This window comes from Klebsiella sp. 141240 (assembly GCF_050600805.1).
GTDB classification, from domain to species: Bacteria; Pseudomonadota; Gammaproteobacteria; order Enterobacterales; family Enterobacteriaceae; genus Klebsiella; species Klebsiella aerogenes.
This window is the reverse complement of the sequence record NZ_JAQIRK010000019.1, coordinates 1-18,033: the sequence shown is the minus strand read 5'-3', so window position 1 is coordinate 18,033 and position 18,033 is coordinate 1. Positions and strand designations below refer to the sequence as shown.

The following is an 18,033-nucleotide window of genomic DNA, read 5'->3' as shown; positions in this document are numbered from 1 at the left end:
AGACCGGACTGGTGACAGCCCGGTCTTTTTTTATTAGCGTGGGACGGGACGGATAAAATCACAAGGATGAACCATGAAACCCGGCAAATTTTTGCTCTGCGCCTCGCTGGCGCTGTTCTCCATTGCCGCTCAGGCGCAATGTCCGGATATGACAGGAAGTTATCGGTTTAGCGGCGCTGAAAATCCCTTCTATCTGGTTAAGGCTGCCGGGGGGCCAACCTATAAGGCGTTTTTCCCCACCGGATCAGGTAAGTATGTGAGCACATACACCATTGATATCCCCGAGGAAAAACGGTTAGAGGAGCAAATCCCGCAATGTGCCTTGCTAATCAAAGGCGCTGGGATGTTGGTGAAAACGGAGAAGGGAAAGAAAATTACCACCACGAGTCAGTCGCAAAATTATATGACTGAGAAAACCATTACTACCGATTATGGTTTAATGGTTTATTCCGGCTTCGCTTCAGAGCTTATTGGTATCGACAAATTGAGCGCTCATGTGCCGAAAGAAGCGCTAAATAATACCCTGCCGATAGATAAAGAGATGACAGAGTAAATCAGCGCGGGAAGCGGAAATGAAAAGACCGGGCATGAGCCCGGCCTTCAGCATCTGACGCCTTAGCGGCGGAAACAATTAGCGACTACGGAAGACAATGCGGCCTTTGCTCAGGTCGTACGGGGTCAGCTCAACAGTCACTTTGTCGCCCGTCAGAATGCGGATGTAGTTTTTACGCATTTTACCGGAAATATGCGCAGTTACCACGTGACCGTTTTCCAGTTCTACGCGGAACATAGTGTTAGGCAACGTTTCAAGTACGGTGCCCTGCATTTCAATATTGTCTTCTTTGGCCATCTAGTCCTCTGGGGTATCACTACCGTAGTTTTGAACCGGCAAGATAATGCCGAAGTTCAGCAAGTATGTAAAGTTTTACGTATACCCAAAACAGTTCGCGTCGCAGGCTGGCGATAAATAATTGCGCGCAGCCAGCGCCTGTAGCTTAAAACATGACGGGTATAAATCGCCGAAGTAGTTTTGGCGCATTGCCCGGAATACACGCGGTGAAACCGCATGACAGGCGCAAACGTAAAGGGCAGTGACAGAACGATGGGCGTTATCTGACTCTTATTATTCCCAAACGGCGGCGGGGCAACAGGCAGAAGCTACTCTACCGCGCAATTATACCACCACGCTAAGAAATGTGCTGAAAACATTTATCCATTACCGGTAAATAGCACCCTTGGTACCCAAAATCGCTCCGGTAAGCGGTAGGTGCGTAATACGGAAAGGTAATCGAGATAATCGCGGCGCGGGATTTCAATCGCCCCTAAAGAGGCGGTGTGCGCGTTAAGTACCTGACAGTCAATTAATCTACCGCCATCCTGGGCAAAAGCCTGACAGAAGATCATCAGCGCGGTTTTAGAGGCATTTTCCGCCCGGCTGAACATCGATTCGCCGCAAAACAGCGCCCCCTGCGCCACGCCGTACATGCCGCCGACCAGGGTCTCCTCATCCCACACTTCTATTGAATGAGCATGACCGAGTTCATGTAACTGGTGATAGGCCTGAACGATGCTGGGAGTGATCCAGGTGCCTTCATCACGATGGCTGGCGCAGCCCTCGATAACCTGGCCGAAGGCGTGGTTAAGCGTCACCCGATAGGGAGAGCGTTGATGAAAGCGCTTCATGCTGCGGCTAAAGTGGAATTGCTCCGGCCACAGTACGGCGCGTGGGTCGGGCGACCACCACAAAATAGGGTCGCCGGGAGAAAACCATGGAAAGATACCGCGCTGATAGGCCATGAGCAGGCGAGCGGGGCTCAGATCGCCGCCCAGCGCCAGCAGGCCATTTGGTTCACGCAGGGCGCCTTCCGGGGAAGGGAAGGCGATAGAGTCACGAGAGAGCTGAACCAGACGCATTTTTGACCTCAATACGCACCAGCAATTGTTGACAATAATAGCTTACAGACGTTGCTTAAACTGGTAATAGCGGCCCTGTTTCGCCAGCAGCTCTGCGTGACTACCTTGCTCAATAATTTGTCCGTTGTCCATGACTATTATCTGATTAAACCGCGCCAGTCCACGCAGGCGGTGGGTGACCATCAGTACGGTTTTTTCGTGCATCACTTCGCTTAGTAAATCAAGGATCTGGCTTTCCGTTGTCGCATCCAGACCTTCGGTGGGCTCATCAAGCAGCATTAGCGGCGCATCGTGCAATAGCGCGCGGGCGATGGCCAGTCGACGTAGCTCGCCGCCGGAAAGCTGACGTCCGCCTTCACCAAGCCAGCTATTCAGACCGCTATCTTCCAGCAGTTTCTCCAGGCCGACGCGCTCCAGGATATTGGCAAGCTCGCCGTCGCTGGCCTGCGGCGCGGCAAGCAGCAGATTATCGCGCAGCGTCGCGCTGAAGAGATGTACCCGCTGCGGCACGACGCTCATCGCCTGGCGCAGGGTCGTTTCAGACAGTGCGCTAAGCGGCTGGCCATTTAGTTGAATCTGACCGTTGGCCGGATCCCAGGCGCGGGTCAATAGCTGTAGCAGAGTCGATTTACCGCAGCCGGTACGGCCAAGAATGGCGATATGCTCGCCTGCCGCGACCTGCAGAGAAATATCTTTTAGCGCCGGGGCCGACTGCTGCGGGTAGCTGAAGGTTACCTCATTCAGGGTAAGCGCTACCTGGGAGAAGCTTTGCGGTGTCTGCTGGCTGAACGTCACCTCGGGCTGCTGCTCGGTAATCTGCGTAATGCGGCGAGCGGACGCGATGACCTGGCCGAGATGTTGGAAGGCGCCGGTGACCGGCGCCAGCGCCTCAAATGCCGCTAAGGCGCAGAACACGAAGAGGGCGATGAGCGCCCCCGGCTGGCTATTACCGCCAACGCCTTCGGAGGCCATCCACAGCATGGCGATCACTGCGATACCGCCAATCAGCAGCATCAGCGCCTGCGACAGGGCGGTGAGCTCAGCCTGGCGGCGCTGCGCCTCCTGCCAGCGCTGTTCCGTTTTTTCCATCTGTTCGCGGTAGCGATCGCTGGCATTAAACAGCATCAACTCGGCCTGCCCCTGTAGCCAGGAGGTGAGTTGCTGGCGATACTGCCCGCGAAGCTGGGTGATATGCTCCCCGGTCGGCTTACCGGCACGGTAAAACAGCGGTGGCAGCAGGAGTAGCGTCGCCAGCATAATACCGCCAAGCGTGAGCGCCAGGGTGACATCGAGTACGCTTAAGCCGATGGTTACCACCAGAATGACCACCAGTGCGCCAACCAGCGGCGAAATCACGCGTAGATAGAGGTGATCCAGCGTGTCGACATCAGCCACGATGCGGTTGAGTAACTCGCCCTGGCGAAAACGCGCCAGCCCGGCGGGGGAGAGCGGCAGCAGTTTGCTAAACGTGGCGACGCGCAGGTGCTGCAATACCCGGAAAGTGGCGTCGTGGCTTACCAGACGCTCGAAATAGCGGCCTGCAGTACGAATAATCGCTGCGCCGCGAACGCCTGCGGCAGGCAGCATGTAGTTAAAACTGTAGATACCGGCGACGCCGACGACCGCCGAGGCGGAAAGGAACCAACCGGAAAGCGTTAACAGCCCGATACTTGCCAGCAGCGTAACGATAGCCAGCACCACGCCGAGGGTCAGCAGCCATTTGTGGCGTTTGTATAGCGCCAGATAGGGTAACAGTGCGCGCATTTAAATTTCCTCCTGGCGATGGGCTAACAGTGAGGCAAACGCGCCTCCAGCGGCAGAAAGCTGCGCATAGTCGCCTTGCTCGACAATCTGACCATCCTGCATTACCCAGATAGCATCCCACTCGGCGAGTCCTGCCAGTTGGTGGGTGACCATCAGGGTGGTCTGCTGGGTGGAGGCGTGAGACAGCGCCTGCATTACGCGCTGTTCGCTATGGGCGTCAAGGCTGGCCGCTGGTTCATCAAGCAGCAACAGACGGCACGGCACCAGCAGCGCGCGCGCTACGGCAATGCGCTGAGCCTGGCCGACAGAGAGACCAGCAGCCTGATCGCCGACCGGGGTATTAATACCTTGTGGCAGTTGGGAGATAAACTCGCTGACCCAGGCCTTATCCAGAGCTAGCTGCAGTTGCGCTTCCGTGGCTTCTGGCCACGCCAGCAGCACGTTTTCACGCAGAGTGGCAGCGGGCAGCTGCGGGTTCTGACCGACCCAGCTAATTAGCCGACGCCAGCGTTCAGCATCGAGATCGCGCAACTCCACGCCGTTAACCTGTAGCGAACCTTCATAGGGAAGAAAACCTGTCAGCGTATTCAGCAGCGAGCTTTTACCGGAGCCGCTCTGGCCAACCAGTACCACACGTTCTCCGGCGTTCAGGATAAAACTAAGCGGGCCTGCCAGCGTTTTGCCATCCGGTGATTTGACTATCAGATCGCGGGCTTCGAGGCGAATCAGTTCATGATCGCTTAGCGTTTTCTCGCCCCGTTCGGCCTGCGCCAGCGGAGTTTCCATAAAGGACTTCAGGCTATCTGCTGCGCCAATGGCCTGAGCCTTAGCATGGTAAAATGTACCTAAATCACGCAGCGGCTGGAAAAACTCCGGCGCCAGTATCAGGGTTAAAAAACCTGACATCAGCGTGACGCCGACGCCGTAGTGGCCGAAGTCGAGCTCGCCGAGGTAGGAAAAACCGAAATAGACCGCCACCAGCGCGATAGAGAGCGAGGTAAAGAACTCCAGTACGCCGGAGGAGAGAAAAGCCAGACGCAGGACTTCCATCGTCCGCTGGCGGAAATCCTGCGACGCGTCGCGGATATTATTGATTTCCGCTTCGCCGCGGTTGAACAGGCGCAGTGTTTCCATGCCGCGTAGGCGGTCGAGGAAGTGGCCGCTAAGGCGACCGAGCGCAAGGAAATTGCGCCGGTTGGCATCGGCGGCGCCCATCCCGACCAGCGCCATAAAGAGCGGGATCAGCGGAGCGGTGCCGAGTAAAATTAGCGCGGCTGCCCAGTTGCTGGGGAAGATAGTGATAACAATCAGCAGCGGCACGCAGGCGGCCAGCGTCATCTGCGGCAGATAGCGCGCGTAGTAATCATGCATATCGTCGATTTGCTCGAGGATGAGCGTCGCCCAACTGCCGGCGGGTTTTCCCTGAATCCAGGCCGGGCCCGCCTGCTGAAGGCGATCCAGCACCTGGCGGCGAATTTCATAACGGATATGCTGGCCGGCGTGGAAGCCGACGCGTTCGCGTAGCCATACCACCCAGGCGCGCAGGATCAGCACCAGCGCCAGCAAGGTAAATGGCAGCAGCAGCGCCGTCGCCGGGATATTTTCCATAATCATTCGGTGAAGGATACGCGCCAGGAACCACGCCTGAGCGACGATCAACAGACCGCTCACGACGCCCAGCAGGCGAGAAATCATCAACCAGCGACGGGAGATAATGCTTTTTTCTTTTAACCAGCGGGTTAACTCTTGTTGACGGGTTTTATTCATTGCGCGCTTAGCAGGTGTCGTTATGAGATTTTTGGGCACGGCAATGTTACAACGCGGCAAAAATAAAGGCGACTTTTCGTCGCCTTCTTTACCTTTGTTACTGACTTGTAAAGATTATTTGCAAGCGTCAGCTAAACCGTCGAGGTAGCGTTCCGCGTCCAGCGCCGCCATACAGCCGGTGCCGGCGGAGGTAATTGCCTGACGATAGATATGGTCCATCACGTCGCCTGCCGCGAACACGCCAGGGATACTGGTTTGCGTGGCGTTACCGTGGATGCCGGACTGCACTTTGATATAACCGTTTTCCAGCGCTAACTGACCTTCAAATATAGCGGTGTTCGGGCTGTGTCCAATGGCGACAAACAGACCGGCGACGTCCAGGGTTTCAACGTTATCGCTATTTTTGGTATCGCGCAGACGCAGGCCGCTGACGCCCATCTGATCGCCGGTAACTTCTTCCAGGGTGCGATCGGTGTGCAGTACGATATTGCCGCTTTCCACTTTATCCATCAGGCGCTTGATCAGAATTTTTTCCGCACGGAAGGAGTCGCGACGGTGGATCAGATGCACTTCGGCCGCGATGTTGGACAGATACAGCGCTTCTTCAACCGCCGTGTTGCCGCCGCCGATGACCGCGACTTTCTGGTTACGATAGAAGAAACCGTCGCAGGTGGCGCAGGCAGAAACGCCGCGGCCTTTGAAAGCCTCTTCAGAAGGCAGACCCAGGTAACGGGCGGAAGCGCCGGTTGCGATAATCAGCGCGTCACAGGTGTACTCTCCGCTGTCGCCGACCAGGCGGAACGGACGGTTCTGCAGATCGACGCTGCTGATGTGATCGAAAATAATTTCAGTTTCGAACTTGGTGGCATGCTCGTGCATACGTTCCATGAGCAGCGGACCGGTCAGATCGTTTGGGTCGCCTGGCCAGTTTTCCACTTCAGTGGTGGTGGTCAGCTGACCGCCTTTTTCCATGCCGGTGATCAGCACCGGCTGCAGGTTTGCGCGCGCAGCATAGACCGCCGCGGTATATCCTGCAGGTCCAGAACCTAGAATAAGCAGTTTACTGTGTTTGGCTGTGCCCATGAGATCCCCATATTTTATTGGCATACATTGGGCTGGATTGTAGGGAATTTGCGGGCGTAAAAAAAGAGCGTAGCGATTTTGTTAACGATATGTGCAATAGAACCCGCCGATGGATTGGCGATTTAACGAGCGGAAAATATAATTAATTCTACTGTTAGCGCCCTGATTATAAGATGAAAACATGAGATTCAGAGGGGGTTGATGATGAATATCTGGCATCTTGTACTAAAAATCGATGTTTTGCTTTGACAATCCCCTGTGCTTTTGCGAAAACATTCATGGAAGAAGAAAAGCAGTGTTTCGCGTGTGGCGAATGTTCATGCACGCAAATGCCATTTTTATCCGGGTCAGCGAAATCTACGCATGGTGTGGACAGACGCCATGCGTGATGTCGGTGACTGCCATCAGGCAACGGACTTCTCACGTACCCCTGGGTTACTCAACGTCGTACGGGTAATAACGGGATGGGCTCTGGCAGTGAAGGCGCAGAGTCAGAACAGGAGTAGGGAAGGAATACAGAGAGACAATAATAATGGTAGATAGCAAGAAACGCCCTGGCAAAGATCTCGACCGCATCGATCGTAACATTCTGAATGAACTGCAAAAAGACGGGCGTATTTCCAACGTCGAGCTTTCCAAACGGGTGGGACTTTCTCCGACGCCATGCCTTGAGCGCGTGCGTCGACTGGAAAGACAGGGTTTTATTCAGGGCTATACGGCGCTGCTCAACCCGCATTATCTGGATGCATCACTTCTGGTATTTGTTGAGATTACTCTGAATCGTGGTGCGCCGGATGTGTTTGAGCAATTTAACGCCGCAGTGCAAAAACTTGAAGAAATTCAAGAGTGTCATCTGGTATCCGGTGATTTTGACTATCTGTTGAAAACCCGTGTACCGGACATGTCAGCGTATCGTAAATTGCTGGGCGAAACCCTGCTGCGCCTGCCGGGCGTAAACGACACCCGTACCTACGTGGTTATGGAAGAAGTCAAGCAGAGTAATCGTCTGGTAATCAAGACGCGCTAACACGGAACAGGTGCAAAATCGACGTAGTTTGATTACACTCCTGTTAATCCATACAGCAACAGTGCCGGGGAGACCCGGCGCTGTTGTCCGTTTTAGCAGCAGGCAGGAAATTGCCTGATACCTGGAGAGCCTTTCTTGAGCCAGGAATACACCGAAGACAAAGAAGTCAAACTAACGAAGCTAAGCAGCGGGCGCCGCGTTCTTGAGGCGTTACTCATCCTTTGCTCTCTTTTTGCCATCTGGCTGATGGCGGCATTACTGAGCTTTAATCCATCCGATCCCAGTTGGTCACAGACCGCCTGGCATGAGCCTATCCATAATCTGGGCGGCATGCCCGGAGCGTGGCTGGCGGACACGCTATTTTTCATCTTTGGCGTAATGGCGTACACCATCCCCGTGATTATCATCGGCGGCTGCTGGTTTGCATGGCGTCATCAGGAAAATGACGAGTATGTCGACTACTTCGCCGTTTCGCTGCGCCTGATCGGCGCGCTGGCGCTCATTCTCACTTCCTGCGGTCTGGCGGCAATCAATGCCGACGATATCTGGTACTTTGCCTCCGGCGGCGTCATTGGCAGCCTGCTTAGCACCACCTTACAACCCTTGCTGCACAGCAGCGGCGGCACTATCGCCTTGCTTTGTATCTGGGCTGCAGGTTTAACGCTGTTTACCGGCTGGTCATGGGTCAGCATTGCCGAGAAACTCGGCGGCGCCATCCTTTCTATTTTGACCTTTGCCAGTAATCGTACCCGTCGGGACGATACCTGGGTTGATGAAGGCGAATATGAAGATGATGAATATGAAGATGATGAAGACGACGATAACGCGCAGCCGCGGGAATCGCGTCGCGCCCGCATCTTACGCAGCGCGCTAGCGCGTCGTAAGCGTCTGGCGGAAAAGTTCGCCAACCCGATGGGGCGTAAAACCGATGCCGCGCTGTTCTCCGGTAAACGTATGGATGATGCGGAAGCCGTACAATACAGCGCCAGCGGCGCGCCTGTCGCCGCTGATGATGTCCTGTTCTCAGGCGCCAGCGCCGCACGTCCTGGCGATTTAGACCCTTACGATCCGCTGCTGAATGGCCATACGGTGGCCGACCCGATCGGCGCCGCTTCCGCCGCTGCAGCTGTGCCGCAGGCATGGGCGGAGCAGGGGGCAGGGCAGGCATACCAACCGGAGGCTGCTCACCTGCAACCACCGGTGCATCAGCCTGAGTATGCGCCGCAGCAGCCGCCGGTTTACCAGCCGGAAGTCGCGCATCCGCAGCAGCCGGTGTATCAGCCTGAATACGCGCCGCAGCAGCCGCCGGTTTACCAGCCGGCAGCCGCGCATCCGCAACAGCCGGTGTATCAGCCTGAATACGCGCCGCAGCAGCCGCCGGTTTACCAGCCGGAAGCCGCGCATCCGCAACAGCCGGTGTACCAGCCTGAGTATGCGCCGCAGCAGCCGCCGGTTTACCAGCCGGAAGCCGCGCATCCGCAGCAGCCGGTGTATCAGCCTGAGTACGCGCCGCAGCAGCCGCCGGTTTACCAGCCGGCAGCCGCGCATCCGCAGCAGCCGGTGTATCAGCCTGAGTATGCGCCGCAGCAGCCGCCGGTTTACCAGCCGGAAGCCGCGCACCCACAGCAGCCGATATACCAGCCTGAACCGGCTGTTCAACAACCTGTTTATCATCAGGAACCGGCGCCAGCCGCTGAGCCTGAGACACCTCAGGAAGAAACTAAACGCCCGCCGATGTACTACTTCGAGGAAGTCGAAGAGAAGCGCGCGCGCGAGCGTGAGTTGCTGGAATCCTGGTATCAGCCAATCCCTGAACCGGCGAGCCCGGTGGCGACTAAACCGATCACCACCCCGGCTGCCCCATCCAAACCGTCAGTTGATGCCGCCGCCGTGACGGCCGTCGCCGCAGGCGTTCATCAGGCCACCACTTCTGGCAGCGCAGCCGCAGCCGCAGCCGCCTCAGTGGCGTCAACCGCCGCTGACGCAGCGCCAGTTTTCAGCCCGGCATCCAGCGGCCCGCGGGTACAGGTAAAAGAGGGCATCGGTCCGAAATTGCCGCGTCCGAATCGCGTCCGCGTACCGACTCGTCGGGAACTGGCTTCCTATGGCATTAAGCTGCCGTCTCAGCGTATTGCTGAAGAGCGCGCGCGTCGGGCCGAGCTTGAACATCATTACGATAATGAACCGTTGAGCGACGAAGAAGCCGATGCGCTGGAACAGGACGAGCTGGCTCGTCAGTTTGCCGCAACCCAGCAACAGCGCTATGGCGAGTCCTATGAGTCAGAAAGCGATGAGCAGGACGAAGACGCTGCCGCTGAAGCGGAACTGGCGCGCCAGTTTGCCGCCACTCAGCAACAGCGCTATGCCAGCGAGCAGCCGCCGGGAGCTAATCCCTTCTCACCGTCGGACTATGAGTTCTCGCCGATGAAAACGCTGGTCAATGATGGTCCGAGCGAGCCGCTGTTTACGCCGACGCCGGAAGTACAGCCCCAGCAACCGGCTCAGCATTATCAACAACCGGCAGCCGCGCCGCAGCAGGGTTATCAACCTGCGCAGCAGCCCGTACACCATCAGCCGGTAGCGCCGCAGCCGCAGGCTTATCAGACGGCTCAACAGCCAATGCAGCAGCAACAGCCGGTTGCGCCGCAGGGTTATCAGCCGCCCGCGCCGCAGCCGCAGGAGAGCCTTATTCATCCATTGCTGATGCGTAATGGCGACAGCCGTCCGCTACAAAGACCAACAACGCCGTTGCCGTCGCTAGATCTCCTGACGCCGCCGCCGAGCGAAGTTGAACCTGTCGATACCTTTGCGCTTGAGCAGATGGCGCGCCTGGTCGAAGCGCGCCTCGCCGATTTCCGCATTAAAGCGGATGTGGTGAACTACTCGCCGGGCCCGGTGATCACCCGTTTTGAGCTGAATCTTGCGCCGGGGGTGAAGGCCGCGCGTATCTCTAACCTGTCGCGCGACCTTGCGCGTTCGCTGTCGACCGTGGCGGTGCGCGTGGTAGAAGTCATTCCGGGTAAACCTTATGTTGGCCTGGAATTACCGAACAAAAAACGCCAGACCGTATACCTGCGCGAAGTGCTCGATTGCCCGAAATTCCGCGAGAACCCATCGCCGCTTACCGTGGTGCTGGGCAAAGATATCGCCGGCGATCCGGTGGTGGCCGATCTGGCGAAAATGCCGCATCTGCTGGTTGCCGGTACCACCGGTTCTGGTAAATCGGTCGGCGTGAACGCCATGATTCTCAGCATGCTCTACAAAGCGCAGCCGGAAGACGTTCGTTTCATCATGATCGACCCGAAAATGCTTGAGTTGTCGGTGTACGAAGGTATCCCGCATCTGCTGACGGAAGTGGTCACCGACATGAAAGACGCTGCCAATGCGCTGCGCTGGAGCGTCAATGAAATGGAGCGCCGTTATAAGCTGATGTCGGCGCTGGGCGTGCGTAATCTGGCGGGCTACAACGAGAAGATCGCTGAGGCCGCGCGCATGGGACGTCCGATCCCGGATCCGTACTGGAAACCGGGCGACAGCATGGATGCCGTACATCCGGTGCTGGAAAAACTGCCGTATATCGTGGTGCTGGTGGATGAATTCGCCGATCTGATGATGACCGTCGGTAAGAAGGTAGAAGAGCTGATTGCGCGTCTGGCGCAGAAAGCGCGCGCGGCGGGCATTCACCTGGTGCTGGCGACCCAGCGTCCGTCGGTTGACGTGATTACCGGTCTTATCAAGGCCAACATCCCGACGCGTATCGCCTTTACCGTATCAAGCAAGATTGACTCGCGCACCATCCTTGACCAGGGCGGCGCAGAATCGCTGCTGGGCATGGGTGATATGCTCTATTCCGGGCCAAACTCCACGATGCCGGTTCGTGTGCATGGCGCGTTTGTCCGTGACCAGGAAGTACACGCCGTGGTGCAGGACTGGAAAGCGCGCGGTCGTCCGCAGTATGTTGACGGCATTACCTCCGACAGCGAAAGCGAAGGCGGTAGTGGCGGCTTTGATGGCGGCGAAGAGCTGGATCCGCTGTTCGACCAGGCGGTCAACTTCGTGACCGAGAAGCGCAAAGCCTCGATCTCCGGGGTGCAGCGTCAGTTCCGCATCGGCTATAACCGCGCGGCGCGCATCATTGAGCAGATGGAAGCTCAGGGGATCGTCAGCGAGCAGGGCCATAACGGTAACCGTGAAGTCCTGGCGCCGCCGCCCTTCGAGTAAGTGCAAAGTTCGGTAAATAAGCGCAAAATCAGCCTGTTCTGCTATTCCGTTGCTATCAACGGCTCTACAGTAGAGACAGAACAGGCTCCCGCGTCGGGAGTGACGCACAATAAGGATCAACAATGAAGAAACTTGCCATCACCTGTGCATTATTGTCTGGCTTCGTGGTAAGCCAGGTTTGGGCAGACGCTGCCGGCGACTTAAAAAGCCGTCTGGATAAAGTCAGCAGCTTCCATGCCAGCTTCACTCAGAAAGTGACCGACGCAAGCGGTAATGCCGTGCAGGACGGGCAGGGCGATTTGTGGGTGAAACGCCCGAATCTGTTCAACTGGCATATGACCCAGCCGGATGAAAGCATTCTGGTGTCGGATGGGAAAACGCTGTGGTTCTACAACCCATTTGTCGAGCAGGCAACCGCGACCTGGCTGAAAAACGCGACCAGCAACACGCCGTTCATGCTGATCGCCCGCAACCAGTCAGCGGACTGGCAGCAATATAATATCAAGCAAAACGGCGATGATTTTGTGCTGACGCCAAAAAGCGGTAACGGCAATCTGAAGCAGTTCACAATCAATGTCGGTCGTGACGGTACTATCCATCAGTTCAGCGCCGTTGAGCAGGACGACCAGCGCAGCAGCTATCAGCTGAAGTCGCAGCAGAATGGCGCCGTCGATGCATCTAAGTTCACTTTTACGCCGCCGCAAGGGGTGACGGTGGACGATCAACGTAAGTAGAGGCGAATGTGAGCAACTTTTCGCTCGATTTTTCCGATAATGCATTTCAACCTCTGGCCGCCCGTATGCGGCCAGAAAATTTAGCGCAGTACATTGGCCAGCAGCACCTGCTGGCGCCGGGCAAACCGCTGCCGCGGGCGATTGAGGCCGGGCATCTGCACTCGATGATCCTGTGGGGGCCGCCGGGCACCGGTAAAACTACCCTTGCGGAAGTGATCGCCCGCTATGCTAATGCCGATGTTGAACGTATCTCGGCTGTCACCTCTGGCGTCAAAGAGATCCGCGAAGCTATCGAGCGCGCGCGGCAAAACCGCAACGCCGGCCGACGCACTATCCTGTTTGTTGATGAAGTGCATCGTTTCAATAAAAGTCAGCAGGACGCCTTTCTGCCGCACATCGAAGACGGCACTATTACTTTTATTGGCGCGACGACAGAAAATCCGTCATTTGAACTTAATTCCGCTTTGCTCTCCCGCGCTCGCGTCTATTTGCTCAAATCACTGACCACGGACGATATCGAGCAGGTACTCAACCAGGCGATGAGCGACAAAGCGCGAGGTTACGGCGGGCAGGATATTGTCCTGCCGGATGAAACCCGCAAGGCGATTGCCGAACTGGTTAACGGCGACGCGCGCCGGGCGTTGAATACGCTGGAAATGATGGCCGATATGGCTGAAAACGATGATTCGGGCAAGCGAGTGCTGAAGGCAGAGTTGCTTACCGAAATTGCCGGCGAGCGTAGCGCGCGTTTTGATAATAAAGGCGACCGTTTTTACGATCTTATCTCCGCGCTACATAAGTCCGTGCGCGGAAGCGCGCCGGATGCTGCGCTGTACTGGTACGCACGGATCATTACCGCGGGCGGCGACCCGCTGTATGTTGCGCGCCGTTGTCTGGCTATCGCGTCTGAGGATGTCGGTAACGCCGATCCTCGCGCCATGCAGGTGGCCATTTCCGCGTGGGATTGTTTTACCCGCGTCGGGCCGGCGGAAGGCGAACGGGCTATCGCTCAGGCGATTGTTTATCTGGCCTGCGCGCCGAAGAGTAATGCGGTGTACACCGCCTTTAAGGCCGCGCTGGCCGATGCCCGCGATCGCCCTGATTACGACGTGCCGGTTCATTTACGCAATGCGCCGACCAAACTCATGAAAGAGATGGGCTATGGTCAGGAGTACCGCTACGCGCACGATGAACCTAACGCCTACGCCGCCGGCGAGCAGTATTTCCCGCAGGAAATGGCGCAAACGCGCTATTATCAGCCAACAAACAGGGGGCTCGAGGGCAAAATCGCTGAAAAGCTCGCCTGGCTTGCCGAACTGGATCAAAATAGCCAGATAAAACGCTACCGCTAATTGTGGCGTTGCGGTAAGGTTATTACCTATATTTCCGTGGCCGTAGTTTGCGGCCACTTTTCCTATTTAAATTCGATAAGCACAGGATAAGCATGCTCGATCCCAATCTGCTGCGTACCGAGCCAGACGCAGTCGCAGAAAAACTGGCACGCCGGGGCTTTAAGCTGGATGTAGATAAACTGCGCGCTCTTGAAGAGCGTCGTAAAGTTCTGCAGGTTCAAACCGAAAACCTGCAGGCGGAGCGTAACTCCCGATCGAAATCCATTGGCCAGGCGAAAGCGCGCGGGGAAGATATCGAGCCATTACGCCTGGAAGTGAACAAACTTGGCGAACAGCTGGATGCCGCAAAGTCCGAGCTGGAAACGCTGCTGGCGGAAATTCGCGATATCGCGCTGGCGATCCCGAATATTCCTCACGATGACGTTCCGGTTGGCCGTGACGAAAACGACAACGTTGAAGTCAGCCGCTGGGGTACGCCGCGCCAGTTCGATTTCGAGGTGCGCGACCACGTTACGCTGGGCGAAATGCATGGCGGGCTGGACTTCGCCGCCGCCGTTAAGCTGACCGGTTCCCGTTTCGTGGTGATGAAAGGCCAACTGGCCCGCCTGCACCGCGCACTGGCGCAGTTCATGCTGGATCTGCACACCGAACAGCACGGCTATAGTGAAAACTATGTTCCGTATCTGGTGAACCAGGACACGCTGTATGGTACTGGCCAGTTGCCGAAATTCGCCGGCGACCTGTTCCATACTCGTCCGCTGGAAGAAGAAGCCGATAGCAGCAACTACGCGTTGATTCCGACCGCCGAAGTGCCGCTGACCAACCTGGTCCGCGACGAAATCATCGACGAAGACGATCTGCCGATCAAAATGACCGCCCATACGCCGTGCTTCCGTTCTGAAGCGGGTTCCTATGGTCGTGATACTCGCGGTCTGATCCGTATGCACCAGTTCGACAAAGTTGAAATGGTGCAGATCGTACGTCCGGAAGACTCCATGGCGGCGCTGGAAGAGATGACCGGCCACGCTGAGAAGGTTCTGCAACTGCTGGGTCTGCCGTACCGTAAGGTAGCGCTGTGCACCGGCGATATGGGCTTCAGCGCCTGTAAAACCTATGACCTCGAAGTGTGGGTTCCGGCGCAGGATACCTATCGCGAAATTTCTTCCTGCTCCAACGTCTGGGATTTCCAGGCGCGTCGTATGCAGGCGCGTTGCCGCAGCAAGTCCGACAAAAAGACTCGTCTCGTTCATACTCTGAATGGTTCTGGTCTGGCGGTTGGCCGTACGCTGGTTGCGGTGATGGAAAACTATCAGCAGGCCGATGGCCGTATCGAGATCCCGGAAGTCCTGCGCCCGTATATGCGCGGCCTCGAATATATCGGTTAATCTTTTCTACTCTTTCCTTAAAAGCGCCTGTGGGCGCTTTTTTTATATCCTTATTGATACCGGGCAATAATCCATTCAGTGAATCCGGTGATACTCCCTTTGGATTAATACAGCATAAAAAGCCAATAAAATCCGATATATATAAAATTATATAACGATTGTCAGCTTATTGTGAGCAACCAAAGCGAGTATCTATGAAAATCAAAGCCCCCGATGCTTTACTGGCTGCCGAAGTTAGCCGACGTGGTTTAATGAAAACCACGGCGATAGGCGGCCTGGCGATGGCCTGCAACGCATTGACCTTGCCCTTTACGCGTATTGCGCACGCCGCTGATACGTTGGCCCCGGAAAATGAGAAGGTCGTCTGGAGCGCCTGCACCGTAAACTGCGGAAGTCGTTGTCCGCTGCGTATGCACGTGGTTGACGGCGCGATTAAGTACGTAGAAACCGATAATACCGGTGACGATAACTACGACGGCCTGCATCAGGTCCGCGCCTGTCTGCGCGGCCGCTCTATGCGCCGCCGCGTCTATAACCCTGACCGGCTGAAATATCCGATGAAGCGCGTTGGCAAACGCGGTGAAGGAAAATTCGAACAAATTAGCTGGGAAGAGGCGTTCGATACTATCGCCAGCAATATGCAGCGCCTGATTAAAGATTATGGCAACGAATCTATCTATCTGAACTACGGAACCGGGACGCTCGGCGGGACTCTGACTCGTTCCTGGCCGCCGGGTAAAACCCTGATTGCACGTCTGATGAACTGCTGCGGCGGCTATCTGAATCATTATGGCGACTATTCATCGGCGCAGATTGCGGCGGGATTGAATTACACCTATGGCGGTTGGGCAGACGGCAATAGCCCGTCAGATATCGAAAACAGTCAGCTGGTGGTGCTGTTCGGCAATAACCCTGGCGAAACGCGAATGAGCGGCGGCGGGGTCACTTACTACCTTGAGCAGGCGCGGCAGAAATCCAACGCCCGCATGATCATTATCGATCCGCGCTATACCGACACCGGCGCCGGGCGTGAAGATGAATGGATCCCGATTCGTCCGGGAACCGACGCGGCGCTCATTTCAGCGCTGGCGTGGGTGATGATTACTGAAAATCTGGTCGATCAACCCTTCCTCGATAAATACTGCGTCGGCTACGACGAGAAAACCTTACCTGCCGATGCGCCGGCTAATGGGCATTATAAAGCTTACATTCTTGGTCAGGGCTCCGACGGTATCGCTAAAACGCCGGAGTGGGCATCCACCATTACCGGGATCCCGCGTGAGCGCATTGTGAAGCTGGCCCGTGAGATTGCGACGGCGAAACCGGCGTATATCAGCCAGGGCTGGGGACCTCAGCGTCACGCCAACGGCGAAATCGCCACCCGCGCCATCTCTATGCTCGCCATTCTGACCGGCAACGTTGGGATCAATGGCGGTAATAGCGGCGCGCGTGAAGGTTCATATAGCTTGCCTTTCGAACGCATGCCGACGCTGGAAAACCCGGTAGAGACCAGCATCTCCATGTTTATGTGGACCGACGCGATTGAACGCGGTCCGGAAATGACCGCGCTGCGTGATGGCGTACGCGGCAAAGATAAGCTCGACGTGCCGATCAAAATGATCTGGAACTACGCTGGTAACTGCCTTATCAACCAACACTCCGAGATCAACCGCACCCACGAAATTCTGCAGGACGACAAGAAGTGCGAAATGATCGTGGTAATCGACTGCCACATGACGTCGTCTGCGAAATACGCCGATATTCTGCTACCGGACTGTACCGCCTCGGAGCAGATGGACTTCGCGCTGGATGCCTCCTGCGGCAATATGTCTTACGTCATCTTTGCCGACCAGGCTATTAAACCGCGTTTCGAATGCAAAACTATCTATGAGATGACCACCGAGTTGGCGAAACGTATGGGGGTGGCGGAGAAGTTTACCGAAGGGCGCACTCAGGAAGGCTGGATGCGCTATTTGTATGAGCAGTCGCGTAAAGCGATTCCCGAACTGCCGGATTTTGATACTTTCCGCCAGCAGGGCATCTTCAAGCAGCGTGACCCGCAAGGTCATCATGTGGCGTATAAAGCCTTCCGTGACGATCCGCAGGCCAATCCGCTGACCACGCCATCGGGCAAAATCGAAATCTACTCCCAGGAGCTTGCCAAAATCGCCGCGACCTGGGAACTGCCTGAAGGCGATGTGATCGATCCGCTGCCGATCTACACCCCAGGTTTTGAAAACTACAACGATCCGTTGTCTGCTAAATATCCGCTACAGCTGACGGGGTTCCACTATAAATCTCGCGTCCACTCAACGTATGGCAACGTTGATGTCCTGCAGGCAGCCTGCCGTCAGGAGATGTGGATTAACCCGATCGATGCGCAGAAGCGCGGCATCGCCAACGGCGATCGCATACGCATTTTCAACGACCGCGGTGAAGTGCATATCGAAGCGAAAGTGACGCCGCGTATGATGCCTGGCGTCGTCGCGCTGGGCGAGGGCGCCTGGTATAACCCGGATGCCTCACGCGTGGATCAGGCCGGCAGCATTAACGTGCTGACCACCCAACGACCGTCGCCGTTGGCGAAAGGCAACCCATCGCATACCAACCTCGTCCAGGTTGAAAAGCTGTAAGGAGTAACCGATGACAACTCAGTATGGATTTTTTATCGATTCCGCCCGTTGCACCGGTTGCAAAACCTGCGAGCTGGCCTGTAAAGACTACAAGAACCTGACGCCGGACGTCAGCTTCCGTCGTATCTACGAGTATGCCGGCGGCGACTGGCA

At 56.4% G+C, this 18,033-nt stretch carries 13 protein-coding genes; 8 read left to right on the top strand and 5 right to left on the bottom strand.

The genetic code is table 11. The features are described 5' to 3' along the window. The first annotated feature begins 73 nt into the window (after positions 1 to 73). Entirely contained in the window at positions 74 to 553 is a 480-nt protein-coding gene (locus PGQ95_RS22505; protein ID WP_087859966.1) for a hypothetical protein, read from the top strand. 78 nt (positions 554 to 631) lie between these two features. On the opposite strand, the gene infA is transcribed toward PGQ95_RS22505, so the two are convergent. The 5 genes from infA to trxB all read right to left on the bottom strand — a co-directional run bounded on the left by infA (position 632) and on the right by trxB (position 6,528). After that, on the bottom strand, positions 632 to 850 hold the full coding sequence (infA, locus tag PGQ95_RS22500) for a translation initiation factor IF-1 (protein ID WP_001040187.1): 219 nt from the start codon (positions 848 to 850) through the stop codon (positions 632 to 634). 359 nt (positions 851 to 1,209) lie between these two features. Beyond that, positions 1,210 to 1,914: a leucyl/phenylalanyl-tRNA--protein transferase gene (aat, locus tag PGQ95_RS22495; protein WP_045396250.1), complete on the bottom strand. Its 705-nt coding sequence runs from the start codon at positions 1,912 to 1,914 to the stop codon at positions 1,210 to 1,212. Between the two features lie 42 nt (positions 1,915 to 1,956). Continuing rightward, positions 1,957 to 3,678, bottom strand: a complete 1,722-nt coding sequence (cydC, locus tag PGQ95_RS22490; protein ID WP_113374872.1) for a heme ABC transporter ATP-binding protein/permease CydC — start codon at positions 3,676 to 3,678, stop codon at positions 1,957 to 1,959. Beyond that, entirely contained in the window at positions 3,679 to 5,445 is a 1,767-nt protein-coding gene (gene cydD, locus PGQ95_RS22485) for a heme ABC transporter permease/ATP-binding protein CydD (protein ID WP_087859963.1), read from the bottom strand. A gap of 114 nt (positions 5,446 to 5,559) precedes the next feature. Then, positions 5,560 to 6,528: a thioredoxin-disulfide reductase gene (gene trxB, locus PGQ95_RS22480; protein WP_045374041.1), complete on the bottom strand. Its 969-nt coding sequence runs from the start codon at positions 6,526 to 6,528 to the stop codon at positions 5,560 to 5,562. Positions 6,529 to 7,060: 532 nt separating this feature from the next. Between trxB and lrp the strand changes: the two genes are divergently transcribed. From lrp to PGQ95_RS22445, 7 genes are all read left to right on the top strand, one after another. After that, on the top strand, positions 7,061 to 7,555 hold the full coding sequence (gene lrp, locus PGQ95_RS22475) for a leucine-responsive transcriptional regulator Lrp (protein ID WP_000228469.1): 495 nt from the start codon (positions 7,061 to 7,063) through the stop codon (positions 7,553 to 7,555). A 135-nt stretch (positions 7,556 to 7,690) separates the two neighbouring features. Next, complete coding sequence (gene ftsK / locus PGQ95_RS22470) at positions 7,691 to 11,776, top strand: DNA translocase FtsK (protein WP_430919405.1); 4,086 nt, start codon at positions 7,691 to 7,693, stop codon at positions 11,774 to 11,776. A gap of 122 nt (positions 11,777 to 11,898) precedes the next feature. Then, on the top strand, positions 11,899 to 12,510 hold the full coding sequence (gene lolA / locus PGQ95_RS22465) for an outer membrane lipoprotein chaperone LolA (RefSeq protein WP_015367486.1): 612 nt from the start codon (positions 11,899 to 11,901) through the stop codon (positions 12,508 to 12,510). An 8-nt stretch (positions 12,511 to 12,518) separates the two neighbouring features. Then, positions 12,519 to 13,862, top strand: a complete 1,344-nt coding sequence (gene rarA / locus PGQ95_RS22460; RefSeq protein ID WP_113374875.1) for a replication-associated recombination protein RarA — start codon at positions 12,519 to 12,521, stop codon at positions 13,860 to 13,862. 92 nt (positions 13,863 to 13,954) lie between these two features. Next, positions 13,955 to 15,247 (top strand): serine--tRNA ligase, encoded by a 1,293-nt coding sequence (gene serS, locus PGQ95_RS22455; protein WP_015704878.1) that lies wholly within the window; start codon positions 13,955 to 13,957, stop codon positions 15,245 to 15,247. Between the two features lie 194 nt (positions 15,248 to 15,441). Then, complete coding sequence (gene dmsA / locus PGQ95_RS22450) at positions 15,442 to 17,880, top strand: dimethylsulfoxide reductase subunit A (protein WP_430919402.1); 2,439 nt, start codon at positions 15,442 to 15,444, stop codon at positions 17,878 to 17,880. Between the two features lie 10 nt (positions 17,881 to 17,890). Next, the coding region (locus PGQ95_RS22445; protein ID WP_048481461.1) for a 4Fe-4S binding protein at positions 17,891 to 18,033 on the top strand (143 nt) is incomplete at its 3' end.

Bases quoted from the DNA above. Each gene is read 5' to 3' on its own strand.
- serS (WP_015704878.1), top strand. From the start codon at position 13,955: ATGCTCGATCCCAATCTGCTGCGTACCGAGCCAGACGCAGTCGCAGAA.
- cydD (WP_087859963.1), bottom strand. From the start codon at position 5,445: ATGAATAAAACCCGTCAACAAGAGTTAACCCGCTGGTTAAAAGAAAAA.
- trxB (WP_045374041.1), bottom strand. From the start codon at position 6,528: ATGGGCACAGCCAAACACAGTAAACTGCTTATTCTAGGTTCTGGACCT.
- lrp (WP_000228469.1), top strand. From the start codon at position 7,061: ATGGTAGATAGCAAGAAACGCCCTGGCAAAGATCTCGACCGCATCGAT.
- aat (WP_045396250.1), bottom strand. From the start codon at position 1,914: ATGCGTCTGGTTCAGCTCTCTCGTGACTCTATCGCCTTCCCTTCCCCG.
- lolA (WP_015367486.1), top strand. From the start codon at position 11,899: ATGAAGAAACTTGCCATCACCTGTGCATTATTGTCTGGCTTCGTGGTA.
- PGQ95_RS22505 (WP_087859966.1), top strand. From the start codon at position 74: ATGAAACCCGGCAAATTTTTGCTCTGCGCCTCGCTGGCGCTGTTCTCC.
- dmsA (WP_430919402.1), top strand. From the start codon at position 15,442: ATGAAAATCAAAGCCCCCGATGCTTTACTGGCTGCCGAAGTTAGCCGA.
- infA (WP_001040187.1), bottom strand. From the start codon at position 850: ATGGCCAAAGAAGACAATATTGAAATGCAGGGCACCGTACTTGAAACG.
- cydC (WP_113374872.1), bottom strand. From the start codon at position 3,678: ATGCGCGCACTGTTACCCTATCTGGCGCTATACAAACGCCACAAATGG.